The sequence below is a fragment of the Thioclava sp. F36-7 genome (genome assembly GCF_002020075.1).
GTDB lineage: Bacteria > Pseudomonadota > Alphaproteobacteria > Rhodobacterales > Rhodobacteraceae > Thioclava > Thioclava sediminum.
In genome coordinates, this window is record NZ_MPZR01000002.1 from 219,397 (window position 1) to 232,366 (window position 12,970).

Below are 12,970 nucleotides of genomic sequence, written 5' to 3' on the forward strand. Positions count from 1 at the left end.
GCGGTGCGCAAGGGCGCAGGGGAAAGAATGGTTGCGCCGGGCGCGGTTAGCCGCCTTGCAGCAGCTTCAGCGTCAGGTTGCGCGACCCCTTCTTGTAGGTCAGCGCGTTGGAGCCGATCTGCGTCACGCGCCCGCCATCCAGCCGGTCACCCACCCCCACTTTCACGAAGCGCCCATTCGAGAGCCGCACCAGTGCGCGCCGGTTCGAGGAGGAGCCATAAAGCCCGATCAGGTTGATCTTGCGCAGGTTGATCACGTTCTCTTCGGTCGCCTGACGGGCGACGGAGGCCGAGGTCGGCAGGCGCGGCGGTGCGGCGGTGGGCTCGGGCTCGTCGAGATCGGCGGGCCTCGGGTCGGGCACGGGAGTGGCGACCGGGGCGCGCGCAGCCGCTGCGGCGACCGACGGGGCGGGCTCGGCGGCTATCGCGGCGGCCAGCGCCTTCTCGACCGAGCGCGAGAAGTTGCGCGGTTTGGTCGGCGGGGGAGCGGAGCGCGCCACGGCCAGAGCGGTCGCGCCCGCGAAGGGATCGGTGTTCTCTGCGACGGCGTCGTCTTGCGCCTGCACCGCTGCGGAGACAGCTTCCTGGATCGAGGTCGGACGTCGCTCGGGGCGCAGCGCGGCGAGTTCGGGGTTCGCGACCGCGGCGGATTCCGAAGCGGGGGCCTGCGTCGCGGCGAGCTCGGTCACAGCGTCGGGCCGGGCCGTCGGGCGCGTGGTCTGAAGTTCGGGATTGGGCTGCAGCGCCGGGTCGAGCGTGCCTTGATCGTTGGGATCGGCCTGCGCGGCAGGATCGGTCTGCTCCGGCGCAGGGGCCGCGCCGGTGAGATCAGCGGGGCGGCTGGCCGGGCGGAAGCCCGAGAGCGACGGGATCGCGCCCAGCGTGCCTTCCGGCGTGACCGGCTGCGTCGCGGCATAGGCCTGCGCGACCACTTCGGGGCGGGAGCCCGGCGTAACGTCGGGTTCGCCCGCGAAAAGCGTGAAGCCGCCCGGCATCTCGACCCCGTCTTCCGTCGGCGTGACGGGCGGGGTGTCCGGCGTCTGCGTCTCGCTTTGCAGCGTCTCGGCGCTTGGCGGATCCAGCGGCGTCGCGGTGAAGGCCGGTAGATCGGACGGCTGCGTCTCGGTCGTCGCGGTTTGCGCGTCGCTCGCCGGGGGCTCGGATGCGTCGCTCTGCGGGGCGTCGCTGGTCACGGCGTCCGCTTGGGTGTCAGGCGTGCGGTCCGTCGCCGCTGCCTGCGTATTCGGTGCGGTGTCGGCGGCCGTGTCTGCTGCGGTGTCGGCGGCCGTGTCTGCTGCGGTGTCGGGAGTGTCCGGCTGCGTATCTGCGGGCTGGTCTGCCATGCCCGTGTCGGCTGGCTGCGCATCGGTAGGCTGCTCGGTTGCAGCCGTCTCGGTGCCGGTCTCGGCGGGCGTCGCCTCGTCCGTCGCCGCGGTGTCGTCGGTCGCGGACGTGGTGGCCTCGTCGCTTTGCGCGGCTGGAGCGGGCTGCTCATCGGCAGGGGCGAGCGCTGCGACCTGATCGCTCTCGCGGGCAGGCTGTTCGGGTGCCGCGTCGGTTTGCGCCTGCGAGCCCGGCTCTGCGACTTCGGGAGCGGCGGTCGTGTCGGGCGTGGCCGGTGCGAGTGCGGTCTGCTCGGGGGCGTCATTCGCATCCGGGGCGGGCGCTTCGGCGATGGTGTCCGTCGGTGCATCGACGGGAGCGGGATCGTCGAGCAGGGTGGTCCAGAGCGCGATGATCGCCAGAACCAGCACCAGCGCACCGGTGAGCATCAGCCCGAGATGACGTGGCTTGCCGCCGGTTGCGGGGCGCTTGGTGCCGCCGAAAACGGTCTTGTCCTGCGAGGTCTCGACGATGGGTGCCGGGGTCGCGGTGCTCGGAGCCGGCCCGTCCTTTGCCTCCTTGCGCAGCAGCGATGTCGCGGGTTTCGCGCCAAGCGCGCCCGCGCCGACAATGCCCTTGCGTGCCGCGGCACCCACAGTTTTGGCCCCTTTCGCTCCGGCTTTCGGAGCCGTTTTCGGCTCAAAACGCGGGTCGGGCTCGTCGAAATCGAGGGTCGGCGCAGTGATCTTGGCGCTGCCCGAGGCGATCTCGCTGCGATCGGGCTGAGGGTGGAGCCGGGTGGCTCCGCCGAGCCGGGGGGGCGTCTCGTTCACGGTCACGGTGGTCGTGTGATCCCGGCGCGAGGCGAAAGCGGCGGCGATTACGCTGGCATCGGATTTCGGCAGATCGTCGTCGTCATCCTCGGCTGCATCGTGCCCTTCGTCCTCCGCGCTGGAGCGCGCCTCCTCGGGCTTTGCGTCGGGCACGGCGGGGGTGGCGGCAAGGCCCGCCGCAGCCAGCGACGCGTCTGAGGGCTCAACGGCAGCGTCGGCGTCATCAATGGCCGTTTCGTTCGGCTCGGCCTCGGCAAATTCGACCGCCTCCGTCGCCTCGGTTTTCTCCGCCGCGACCTCGCCAGCCGCGACCGCTTCGGCTGCCTTGGCGGCCGGGCTTTCCGCGCCGGGTGTGCCGTCGCTCGGAGCCTCGGGCGCACCCGTATCTTGCGTATCCGTTTCAGCCTCAGAGGCCGCGAGCAGATCGGAGAATTCGCCCGGCTCTTCCGGCAGGGTGGGCTCGGGCTCCTCCGCCGAAGCTGCCTTCGACGGTTGGTCCAAGGCGCTCAATTCGGCCAATTCGGTTTCCGAGACCGCGCTATCGTCGGCAAGCTCCGTAATGTCGCTTTGCGCGTCGGCGGGGTCCGCCTCAGAGGGGGGCGCCTCCTGCGTCGCGGCTTCCGCCGACGCCTCGGTCGCCTCTTCGGACAGGTCGACGGCCACGATCAGGGCGGATTTGTCGGGCTCGACATGCGCGCCCTCGGGGATGTGCTGCGCGACCGAAGAGGTCAGGCCGAAATGCGGCTCGCCGGGGAAATCGCCGGGCTCGGGGGCGGCGACGAAGCTGACCGGATTGAAACCGTTTTCCTGCGCGAAGCTTTCGGCTTCTTTCAGCGTCTCGCGCGCGATCACGGCGACCTGCACAGTCTGGCCGGGGCCTACGAAATCATAGACCAGCTCGCTGACCGGGTAGGGCGTCATGCCCTCCAGCGCGGTCTCGATCTGGGTCTTGCGCTGCGCGGGGCTCGGTCCGGGCGCATAGATCGCGGTGTAGAGGATCTGCGAATCCGGCAGCACGAGCTTCGAGGTGAAGCCACGCGGCGCCTGCGCCCGTGCCTTGTCGCGGAGGGCCGCGACCTCGGCCATCGGGTCATCGCCTTCGAGCGCGGCCTCGCCCAGAAGCGTCCAGCCCTCTTTCGCGCGGTGCACCAGAGCGATGCCATCATGCGAGAGGATCAATGCAAAATCGGGTTTCATGGGTACTGCGCGCGCCTCGGAGCGGTCCGGTCCAACTCTTCACATCTTCGTAAAGGAGATTCGATCTTCTGAAAAGCGTCGCGACCGGGGCGGAGCGGGCAATTGCCGGTTTTCCACTGTTTCGACGGCGCAGCCGCTGCGGGCGCCGGAAGAAATGTTCGAAATGCAACGACGGGTGGTTTGAATGGCGCGCCGGTTTCGCGGCGCGCCATGTTTGTTATCAGCTGGTTGCGGCGCTCAGCGCCTGATCGAGATCGGCGATCAGATCGTCGACATTCTCGATGCCGATGGAGAGGCGCACCACGTTCGGCGCGGCCCCTGCGGCGATTTGCTGCGCCTCGGTCAGCTGGCGGTGCGTGGTCGAGGCCGAGTGGATGATCAGCGAGCGCGCATCCCCCAAATTCGCGACATGGCTAAACAGCTTGAGATTGTTCACCAGCTTCACGCAGGCGTCGTAGCCGCCCTTCACCGCGACGGTGAACAGCCCGCCTGCACCTTTCGGCGAGATGGTCTTCATCCGCTCGTGCCAGGGCGAGCTTTCCAGCCCGGCATAGGTCACGTAGTCGATGCGCGGGTCTTTCTCGAGCCATTCGGCCACGGCCTTGGCATTGGCGTTGTGCTTGTCCATCCGCAGGCTCAGCGTCTCGATCCCCATCAGCGTGTAATGCGCGCCTTGCGGGTTCATCGTCATGCCGAGATCGCGCAGCCCCACCGCGATCGAGTGGAAGGTGAAGGCCATCGGCCCCAGAGCCTCGTGGAATTTCAGCCCGTGATAGGCGGGTTCGGGTTCGCTTAGCGAGGGGAACTTTCCGCTCGCCGACCAGTCGAACTTGCCGCTATCGACGACACAGCCGCCGGTGACGGTGCCGTTGCCGGTCATGTATTTCGTCAGCGAGTGGACGACGAGCGTCGCGCCATGTTCGATCGGGCGGCACAGGTACGGGGTGGCCAGCGTGTTGTCGACGATCAGCGGCAGGCCGACCTTGTCGGCCAGTTTCGCCACCGCCGGAAGGTCGGTGATGTAGCCGCCCGGGTTCGAGATCGACTCGCAGAAGATCGCGCGGGTGTTCTCGTCCACCGCGGCTTCCAGCGCGTCGAGATCGTCGAAATCGACGAAGGTGCAGGACCAGCCGAAGCGTTTGATCGTGTGGCTGAACTGGGTGATCGAGCCGCCATAGAGCCGCGTCGAGGCCACGATGTTCAGCCCCGGTCCCATCAGCGGGAAGAGCGCCATGATCTGCGCCGCGTGACCCGAGGAACAGGTTACCCCGCCCGCGGCACCTTCCAGCGCCGCGACACGTTCGGCCAGTTTCATCACCGTCGGGTTGGTCAGGCGCGAATAGATGAAGCCCACTTCTTCGAGGTTGAACAGGCGCGCCGCGTGGTCGGCGTCTTTGAAGGCGTAGGATGTGGTCTGGTAGATCGGCACCTGCACCGCGCCGGTCGCGGGATCGGGCTCGGCGGCGGCGTGAATTTGCAGGGTGTCGAAAGCGTAATCGGACATGGTCTGGGGCTCCTCTTCTCTTGCCGAGACGTTAGCGGGACCGGGGGAGGCCGACAAACACATTCGTTTTGCGTGATGAGAGGGGGCAGCTCGCGCGGCTCAGCGCATCCAGAGCTTCGCGCGCTTGATCCGGTTGCGCAGCGCCTTCTCGTGGCGCGGCATCCCTTCTTCGGCGATGATCGCGCGCAGTTTGCGGCCCTTGCCCTGATAGATCAGCTTCTTCGCAGGCTCGTAGGCCTTCAGCACCTTCTTGATCTTGTTCGGGGCCGTCAGCTCTTCGACCGTGTCGATCACGGCCTCGCTTTCGCGCGCATACATTAGCGGCAGGGCGCGGTAATGGCAGGTGATCTCGCCGTCGAGCCCATCGAGCTCCGGCCCCGGACGCCCGCCGCCGAAGGAATGGATCACCAGTGGCAGGGCCACCTGATCGAGCCACGGGTCGAGCGACTGGCAGGCCAGTTCGTCGGGTGCATCGTCGCGGATTTCGCGGGCGTATCGCAGGAAGCGCGCGCCGAATTCGACCGGGTCGGCGCCGAAGAACCAACCCGCGTTGAAATACATATAGCGCCGCCAATATTCGTCCGGCTGGCTCAGATCGAGCGTTTCCTCGAACCCGTCCAGCCCGAACTTGTCGTAGAGCGATTTCCAGATACCCGCGTAGCCGGGACCGTAAAGCGGCGGCTCGGGCCATGTGCCGGTGCGCCGCATCGACGCCGAAGGGCGGTCGAAATCGAAGCCAATCTGCGACAGCGGTCCGGTGAAGACCGTATCGGTGTCGAAGAAGACGAAGGGCTCCCCTTCGGGCAGGGCGGCGAGCGCCTCGATCTTGTTGCCATAGGGATAGGACTGACCGAAGATTTTCGACTCGAAGGGCACGATTTCCGCGCCCGCATCTTCAAGCAGCGCCCGCACCGGACCGGAAATCCGCGTCTCGTCGGACCAGCGCGGTCCGGGCTGCGGCTCGGCTATCAGCAGGCGCCCTTTGAACTCCGGATTGGCTGCGCGAAAGCTCAGCGCGAAAAGAATTGCCTCGAATTCCAGCCGTCCCGCCTGTGCAACACAGAAGATGTTATAGGGTTGTGAAGTCCGGGGGGTCGCCGCCATACTGCCGCCTGTCGGAGGGTTTGGTGCAGTATAGCGAGAAAGTGCAGGGGTAAAAGGTGATACGGATAAGCAAGTTAACTGCGTTGGCGCTGTGTGGCCTCGTGTCGAGCGGCCCGGCGAGCGCGCAGAATTTCACCACCGCCGCCGAAGTACGCCCGATTCTCGGTATGACCCGCGATTCCTGGGTCGCGGTCCGTGAATATGGCGGGAAGGATCTGGTCTATTTCACCCATCTTCTGGCGTGGCGCTGCGGGCTGAGCGAAATTCGCTATGGCTTCAACGGCGCGCCGCCGAGCAAGTCGTTCAAGATGGAGAAGTGCCACGAGGGCACGGCCCAGCCCAACGCGATCTCGGGTGATAATGTCTATGTCAGCCAGCCGCTGGGCTCGGTCTCCGAGGTGCGGGTGAAGCTAATCTATGACGACGGCAGTTCGGAAGAGGCGCGGTTCAACCGCAAGGCTGTGCTGCAGTAAACGACGCAGCGAATGCGCGTTATTCAACGCAGCGGCCCCCGTGGGAGCCGCGTGTCACCAGTTCCTTAAGAGGGGGAAGTGGTGGGTGACCCTGGAATCGAACCAGGCGTGGGTCGCCCCGGCGGAGTTACAGTCCGCTGCCGCACCTTGCAGCACGTCACCCGACGCTGGGCGGGAGATACAAAAGGGGGCGGGAGGCGTCAAGAGAGAGTTTGCCGAAAAATTGCCCTCCGGATCAGAGCTTGCCAAACGAGGCCATTCCGCGCAGGTAGGGGCCAAAGGAGACCCGCGATGAAAAAGCCAGTCTGGGTGATCGAAAAGGAACGTGCCAAGCGCGCTGCGGCCGCCGAGACCGTGTGGCTCTTCGGCCTGCATGCGGTGCGCGACGCGCTGCAAAACCCGATGCGCGAGCGGTTGCGGCTGGTTTGCTCCAAGAATGCCGCCGACAAGCTGGGCGAGGCGATCGCGGCCTCGGGTATGGAGCCTGAGATCGTCGATGTGCGCAAGTTCGACAAATTCGTGCCGATCTCGACCGATTCCGTCCACCAGGGCGCGGCGCTCGAGGTGAAGCCGCTCGATTGGGGTGCGCTGAAGGATGTCTGCTACGATGCGCGCCGCGTGGTGCTGCTCGACCGGGTGACCGATCCCCATAACGTGGGCGCGATCCTGCGCTCGGCCGAGGTCTTCGGCGCGGCTGCCGTGATCGCGCCGCATCGCCATTCCGCGCCCGAGACCGGCGCGCTTGCGAAAACCGCCTCCGGCGCGCTGGAGCGTCAGCCCTATCTGCGGGTGAAGAACCTCTCGGATGCGATGGAGGAGCTGCGCCAGATGGGCTTCCGGCTGATCGGGCTTGCGGGTGAAGCCAAGATGTCGCTCGAAGACGGGCTGTCCGAGGCGGGAATGGAACCGGTTGCACTGGTTCTGGGTGCCGAAGGGCCGGGGCTGCGCGAGAAAACCCGTGAAACCTGCGACCGTCTGGTGCGAATCCCCTTCGCGGGCGAATTCGGGTCGCTCAACGTCTCGAACGCCGCCGCAGTGTCTCTTTACGCATCCGCAAGCCGCTGACGGTCACAAAATCGCGATTATGAGGGTATGGACCTTAAAAGTGGTGAGATGCGTTCCTATCTCACTGTCAGAGGCGCAGCTTCGGAACCGCCGCGCCTCTAGTTCACTGTCCCTCGTTCCGCCACTATTGCGCCCAGCCTTTAAGGCTTGGGCGCATTTTTCTTAGAGGGCTGCGACAAAGTAGAGGTTTCAGATGCAAGACGAGATTCGCGACATTCTGGGCAATGCGAAGGTGATCGCCGTAGTCGGCATGTCCCACAAGCCGGAGCGCCCCTCCTATGGGGTCGCGCAGTTCCTGCAGTCCAAAGGCTACCGCGTGATTCCGGTCAATCCCGGCCTCGCCGGGCAGGAACTGCTGGGCGAGACGGTCTATGCCGATCTCGGCGCGATCCCCGACGAGATTGCTGTGGATATGGTCGACGTGTTCCGCCGTTCTGAGGCGGTGCCGGAGGTCGTGAATGAGGCCTTGGCGCATCTGCCGCATCTCAAGACGATCTGGATGCAGCTTGGCGTGTCCCATGACGCGGCGGCCGAGAAGGCGCGCGGGCAGGGGGTCAAGGTCGTGATGAACCGCTGCCCGAAGATCGACTATCCGCGCGTGATGGCCGGCTGAGGCGGGGGCTCTGCCCCTCGGCCTGTCGGCCTCACCCCCGGGATATTTTCCAAGAGCGAAGGGGGCTGTGCGCCTACGGTCTTCGCTCTTTCCAAATATCCCGGGGTGAATTTCCGTCAGGAAAGAGGGGCAGAGCCCCTTAACCCTTCACCGCTATGACTGCCTCCAGAATCGCATCGGCGATGTAATCCAGATCCGGCTGCTTGAGGCGTGCGGGCAGGCGCGTATCGCAGGCGCGCATCAGCATCTCGCGGGTTTTCGGCAGCTCCGGTACGTCACCGAGGAACTGCCAGTTCCAGAAGGCGCGCGCGTTGTCTTGGCTGAGGCCAAAGACCTGCACGCTGACACCGCGGGCCTTGGCCTCCGATTGCAGCTTGCGGGCCTCGTCATCGGACCAATCGCCCGCGAGGTTGAACTGCAGCGAATCCGGGGCGCGGGTTTCGGGGCCGAGCGGCGGCGGCACGTCGAGCCAGTCGCTCGTGTTAAGTCGCTCGGCGACGTAGTCGTGGTTTGCGCGGCCATCATTCACACGGCGCTCCACTTCCGCGATCTGCGGGCGGATGACGGCGGCGGAGAGGTTCTGCATCCGGCAGTTATAAAGCGGCAGCTTGTTCTGCCAGTGATGGAAGCTGTTCTGCAGGCCGGGATGCTTCTTCCAATTATGCTCGTAGGCGCCCGACATGATCACCGCACGCGCGGCGAGTTCCGGATCGTCGGTCAGCAGGATGCCGCCTTCGCCCGCGTTGATCAGCTTGTAGGACTGGAAGGAGAGGCAGCCGATCTTGCCGATCGTGCCGATCTTCTTGCCGTTCCAGAGCGTGCCGAGCGAATGCGCGGCGTCTTCGATCACCGGCACGTCCTTCTCGGCGGCCAGCTCCATGATCGCGTCCATGTCGGAGGTATGGCCGCGCATATGCGAGATCATCACCGCGTCGATGCTGTCGTCGAACTTCGCGCGGAAATCGTCGAGGTCGATGCGGAAATTGGAGCCGACTTCGACCAGCACCGGCACGCAATCGGCATGGACGATGGCGGAGGGGACGGCGGCGAAGGTGAAGGCCGGGACCAGCACGCGTGCCCCGCGCGGCAGGTCGAGCGCCTTCATCGACAGGAACAGCGCCTGCGAGCACGACGACACGGCGACCGCGTATTTCACGCCCATGAATTCGGCGAATTCGGCTTCCAGCTTGGCGACCGGCGCGTCTGCGGAGGTGTAGCGGAAGAGGTCTCCGCTGGTCAGGAGGCGTTCGATCTCGGCTCGGGCGGCCTCGGGGATGGCCTCGGCGTCATAGCAATTCGGGGCGGTCTGTCCGTCACGCGGCATGGCAAGATATCCTGAAACTGACTTTCAGGTTTTCTTTACACGAATGCCGCTTTTCGCGCCAATGAAGAATTCATGACCAAATTTGAGGCGGCGGCGGCTTGCCTAGATCCCCAGCTTGTCGCGCATCGAGAACCACGTCATCGCGGCGACCAGAAGCGGGCTGCGCAGGAGCGAGCCGCCCGGGAAGCCCGGCACTTTCAGCCCGGCCATCAGGTCGAAGCGCTCGGCCTGACCCGCGACGGCCTCGGCCATGATCTTGCCCGCCATCGTGCCCATCGCTACTCCATGGCCCGAGAAACCGCTGGCCGAGAGCGCGTTTTTCAAGGGCCGTGCGAAATAGGGCATCCGGGTGCGGGTGATCGCGAGCGTGCCGCCCCAAGCGTAGTCGATCTTCACATCCGCAAGGGAGGGGTAGACCTCCAGCATCGGTTTGCGCACGGTCTGCACGATGTCGGGGAACTTGTAGCCATAGCTTTCGCCGCCGCCGAAGAGCAGGCGATTGTCGTCAGAGAGCCGCCAGTAGTTCACCACGAATTTCGTATCCGCGACGGCGACGTTCTCGCGCAGCACTTCGGCCACGCGCGGCCCCAGCGGCTCTGTCGCGACGATGAAATTGTTGATCGGCATCACATGCGAGGCCACACGCGGCGCGAGGTTCCCCAGATAGCCGTTGGCCGCGAGGATCAGGTGATCGGCATCGATATGGCCGTGTTCGGTCTGCACGCGCACCGGCTCGCCGGGGCGGATGTGATGGACGAGCGAGCCTTCGTGGATCGTCACGCCCGCCTTTTCGCAGGCGAGCGCCGAGGCTTGCGCGAAGTTCAGCGGATGCAGATGCCCCGCGCCCCGGTCGATATCGCCACCCAGATAGGCCTCCGAGGGCAGGATCGCGTGCAGCGCGTCGCGCGAGAGCGGCTCCACCTGATCGTAGCTGTAATCGCGGGCCAGCCTTTCCGCCATGTGATGCGAATGCGCGACCTCGGATTGCGTCCGGCAGGCATGGGCGATGCCGGGATGGAATGTGACCGGCATCTCGTAGCGCGTGATCAGGTCGCGGATCAGCGCCTTCGCGTCTTCGCCGATGTCCCAGAGCCTGCGCGCCATCTCGGGACCGTGGGCTTTCTCCAGATCGTCCTGCTCCAGCCGCTGGCCCGAGCCGACCTGCCCGCCATTGCGTCCCGAGGCCCCGAAACCCACGCGATGGGCCTCGAGCAGCCGCACCGAATAGCCCTTCTCCGCCAGATGCAGCGCCGCCGAGAGGCCGGTAAAGCCGCCGCCCACGACGCAGACATCCGCCCGGTGGCGGCCCTTCAACTCGGGCCAGCGCCGGTCGGTCAGCGCGGTCGCTGCGTAATAGCTCGGCGCGTGCTCGCCCTTGCGGTCATTGGCGAAGAGCAGGTTCATCGCATCACACGTTCATCAGCAGATGCTCGCGCTCCCAGGGCGAGATCACTTGCAGGAATTCCTTGTATTCGTTGCGCTTCACCGCCTCGTAGACGGCACAGAATTCCGGGCCCAGAACATCGCGGATCGGCGCGCTTTCCGAGAAGAGATCGAGCGCATCGCCCAGATTCACCGGCACGTCCTCGGCCGACATATAGGCGTCGCCGAGACATTCGGGCTTCGGCATCTGCTTTTCCTTGAGGCCCAGATAGGCGCAGGCAAGCGATGCCGCGAGCCCGAGATAGGGATTGCAATCCATCCCCGCCAGACGGTTCTCGATCCGTCGCGCCGCGGGGCCCGAGATCGGCACCCGCAGGCCCGTCGTGCGGTTGTCGCGCCCCCATTCGAGATTTATGGGCGCTGCGAAATCCGGCACATAGCGGCGATAGCTGTTCACGTAAGGCGCCAGCAGCGCGATCACCGCGGGCAGGTGCGTCTGAAGCCCCGCGATGCAGTGCAGGAAGGCTTCCGTCTCGCCGCCATTCTCGTCGGAGAAGATGTTCTGGCCAGTCTTGGTGTCGATCACCGACTGGTGGATATGCATCGCCGAGCCCGGCTCGCCCTCGATCGGTTTCGCCATGAAGGTGGCGAAGCAATCCTGCCGCAGGGCAGCCTCGCGGATCAGCCGCTTGAAGTAGAAAATCTGGTCGGCCAGTTCGACCGGGTCGCCATGGGCGAGGTTGATCTCGATCTGACCGGCGCCGCCCTCCTGCAGGATGCCGTCGATCTCGAAGCCCTGAAGCTCGGCGAAATCGTAGATGTCGTCGATGACCTTGCCGTATTCATCGACCGCCGACATCGAATAGGCCTGTTTCGCCGCCGCCCGACGACCCGAGCGCCCCATCGGCGGGATGATCGGCTGGTTCGGGTCCACGTTGCGCGCGACGAGGAAGAATTCCATCTCGGGGGCGACGACGGGCACCCAGCCTTCGGCCTCATAGAGCGCGAGCACGCGCTTGAGCACGTTGCGCGGTGCGATCGGCACCGGATTGCCCTGCTGGTCCTCGACGTCATGGATGATCTGCAAGGTCCAGTCCGCCGTCCACGGCGCGGCGGTCGCGGTCGAGAAATCGGGCGTCAGGATCATGTCCGGTTCGGTGAAAGCGCCCGAGGGGTTATCCGTCCACTCGCCGGTGATCGTCTGCAGGAAGATCGAGTTCGGCAGGAAAAAGCGATCCTGAAACTTGAATTTGGACGCGGGCATCGCCTTGCCGCGCGCGACCCCTGCAATATCGGCGACAATGCACTCCACCTCGTCGAGACGCCGACCCTCGATGTAATCGCGTGCGGCTTGCGGGATACGGTCGGTCCAGTCCTTCATGTCGCTCATCGGTCAGCTTTCCGGGTGCGCAGGCACCCTTGTCTTGAGGAAGAAATCGGCGATGCGCTCGGCGATCCGGGACGCGCCGTTGGGCTGCCCGAGCCGCGTGCGGGCGGCCTGCATCAGGTCATCGGGCACGACACCGCGCCCGCGTGTATCCATCAGACCTTCCACGAATGCGTCGGGAAATTCGGGGTGGGGCTGGACGGTGAAGATCGTGTCGCCATAGGCGAGCGCGGGGTAGGCGCAGAAATCATTTTCGGCGATCGGCGTCGCGCCCGGCGGCAGCTCGGTCACCTGATCCTGATGCCACGCATTGAGCGCGATCACCTCGCCGCCGAAATCGTAATCCTGCGGGCCCACGGCCCAGCCGCCGGAGAATTTCTCGACCTTGCCGCCAAGCGCCTGCGCGATGATCTGATGGCCGAAACAGATACCCACCATCGGGACATTCTCGGCATGGGCGTCGCGGATGAACGTCTCAAGCGGCTTGATGAAAGGGTGATCCTCATAGGCGCCGTGGCGCGAGCCGGTGATCAGCCAGCCGTCGCAGTCATGCACGCTTTCGGGGAAGTGCATATGCTCGACGTCGTAGCGCTGGAATTCGAGGCCGCGCCCGGCGAGCAGCGCTTCGAACATGTCAGGATAGTCGCCCGCCTTGTCGCGCAGAACGTCGGGGGATTGGCCGGTTTGGAGGATGCCGATACGCATGGGAGGTCCGCTCGTAAGCTCTTGTTGCCGAAGCGTAGTGCGGGGCGTGAGCGGCGGCAA

10 protein-coding genes and 1 tRNA gene are annotated in these 12,970 nt (G+C 65.5%); 3 read left to right on the forward strand and 8 right to left on the reverse strand.

All coding sequences use genetic code 11. The annotated features are described in order from the left end of the window. Positions 1-46: 46 nt before the first annotated feature. From BMI89_RS03955 to BMI89_RS03965, 3 genes are all read right to left on the reverse strand, one after another. Positions 47-3,352, reverse strand: coding sequence for a hypothetical protein (locus BMI89_RS03955; RefSeq protein WP_078569914.1), 3,306 nt, complete (start codon positions 3,350-3,352; stop codon positions 47-49). Between the two features lie 220 nt (positions 3,353-3,572). Further along, positions 3,573-4,856, reverse strand: coding sequence for an O-acetylhomoserine aminocarboxypropyltransferase/cysteine synthase family protein (locus BMI89_RS03960; RefSeq protein ID WP_078520518.1), 1,284 nt, complete (start codon positions 4,854-4,856; stop codon positions 3,573-3,575). A 99-nt stretch (positions 4,857-4,955) separates the two neighbouring features. Further along, a complete protein-coding gene (locus BMI89_RS03965) occupies positions 4,956-5,960 on the reverse strand; it encodes a hypothetical protein (protein WP_078569915.1) in 1,005 nt (334 codons plus the stop codon). Positions 5,961-6,127: 167 nt separating this feature from the next. Between BMI89_RS03965 and BMI89_RS03970 the strand changes: the two genes are divergently transcribed. Then, positions 6,128-6,433, forward strand: a complete 306-nt coding sequence (locus BMI89_RS03970) for a hypothetical protein (protein ID WP_246831964.1) — start codon at positions 6,128-6,130, stop codon at positions 6,431-6,433. A gap of 79 nt (positions 6,434-6,512) precedes the next feature. Here the strand turns inward: BMI89_RS03970 and BMI89_RS03975 are convergent. Continuing rightward, positions 6,513-6,596 (reverse strand) — tRNA-Tyr (locus BMI89_RS03975). A gap of 128 nt (positions 6,597-6,724) precedes the next feature. Between BMI89_RS03975 and rlmB the strand changes: the two genes are divergently transcribed. Together rlmB and BMI89_RS03985 are read left to right on the forward strand one after the other, a co-directional pair. Next, positions 6,725-7,498 (forward strand): 23S rRNA (guanosine(2251)-2'-O)-methyltransferase RlmB, encoded by a 774-nt coding sequence (gene rlmB, locus BMI89_RS03980; RefSeq protein ID WP_078548501.1) that lies wholly within the window; start codon positions 6,725-6,727, stop codon positions 7,496-7,498. A gap of 193 nt (positions 7,499-7,691) precedes the next feature. After that, positions 7,692-8,111, forward strand: coding sequence for a CoA-binding protein (locus tag BMI89_RS03985; protein ID WP_078569916.1), 420 nt, complete (start codon positions 7,692-7,694; stop codon positions 8,109-8,111). A 139-nt stretch (positions 8,112-8,250) separates the two neighbouring features. Here BMI89_RS03985 and BMI89_RS03990 read toward each other — a convergent pair whose 3' ends face one another. The 4 genes from BMI89_RS03990 to BMI89_RS04005 all read right to left on the reverse strand — a co-directional run bounded on the left by BMI89_RS03990 (position 8,251) and on the right by BMI89_RS04005 (position 12,910). Continuing rightward, positions 8,251-9,435: an aminotransferase class I/II-fold pyridoxal phosphate-dependent enzyme gene (locus BMI89_RS03990; RefSeq protein ID WP_078569917.1), complete on the reverse strand. Its 1,185-nt coding sequence runs from the start codon at positions 9,433-9,435 to the stop codon at positions 8,251-8,253. Positions 9,436-9,537: 102 nt separating this feature from the next. Continuing rightward, positions 9,538-10,839, reverse strand: a complete 1,302-nt coding sequence (locus BMI89_RS03995; protein ID WP_078569918.1) for an FAD-binding oxidoreductase — start codon at positions 10,837-10,839, stop codon at positions 9,538-9,540. A 4-nt stretch (positions 10,840-10,843) separates the two neighbouring features. Beyond that, the gene (locus BMI89_RS04000; protein WP_078542107.1) at positions 10,844-12,199 is read right to left on the reverse strand and encodes a glutamine synthetase family protein; all 1,356 of its coding nucleotides are present in this window, start codon (positions 12,197-12,199) and stop codon (positions 10,844-10,846) included. Positions 12,200-12,211: 12 nt separating this feature from the next. Next, positions 12,212-12,910, reverse strand: a complete 699-nt coding sequence (locus BMI89_RS04005) for a type 1 glutamine amidotransferase (protein ID WP_078569919.1) — start codon at positions 12,908-12,910, stop codon at positions 12,212-12,214. Positions 12,911-12,970: the final 60 nt, after the last annotated feature.

Excerpts from the sequence above, each read along its gene's own strand:
- BMI89_RS03955 (WP_078569914.1), bottom strand. The coding sequence starts at position 3,352 with ATGAAACCCGATTTTGCATTGATCCTCTCGCATGATGGCATCGCTCTG.
- BMI89_RS03960 (WP_078520518.1), bottom strand. The coding sequence starts at position 4,856 with ATGTCCGATTACGCTTTCGACACCCTGCAAATTCACGCCGCCGCCGAG.
- BMI89_RS03965 (WP_078569915.1), bottom strand. The coding sequence starts at position 5,960 with ATGGCGGCGACCCCCCGGACTTCACAACCCTATAACATCTTCTGTGTT.
- BMI89_RS03970 (WP_246831964.1), top strand. The coding sequence starts at position 6,128 with ATGACCCGCGATTCCTGGGTCGCGGTCCGTGAATATGGCGGGAAGGAT.
- rlmB (WP_078548501.1), top strand. The coding sequence starts at position 6,725 with ATGAAAAAGCCAGTCTGGGTGATCGAAAAGGAACGTGCCAAGCGCGCT.
- BMI89_RS03985 (WP_078569916.1), top strand. The coding sequence starts at position 7,692 with ATGCAAGACGAGATTCGCGACATTCTGGGCAATGCGAAGGTGATCGCC.
- BMI89_RS03990 (WP_078569917.1), bottom strand. The coding sequence starts at position 9,435 with ATGCCGCGTGACGGACAGACCGCCCCGAATTGCTATGACGCCGAGGCC.
- BMI89_RS03995 (WP_078569918.1), bottom strand. The coding sequence starts at position 10,839 with ATGAACCTGCTCTTCGCCAATGACCGCAAGGGCGAGCACGCGCCGAGC.
- BMI89_RS04000 (WP_078542107.1), bottom strand. The coding sequence starts at position 12,199 with ATGAAGGACTGGACCGACCGTATCCCGCAAGCCGCACGCGATTACATC.
- BMI89_RS04005 (WP_078569919.1), bottom strand. The coding sequence starts at position 12,910 with ATGCGTATCGGCATCCTCCAAACCGGCCAATCCCCCGACGTTCTGCGC.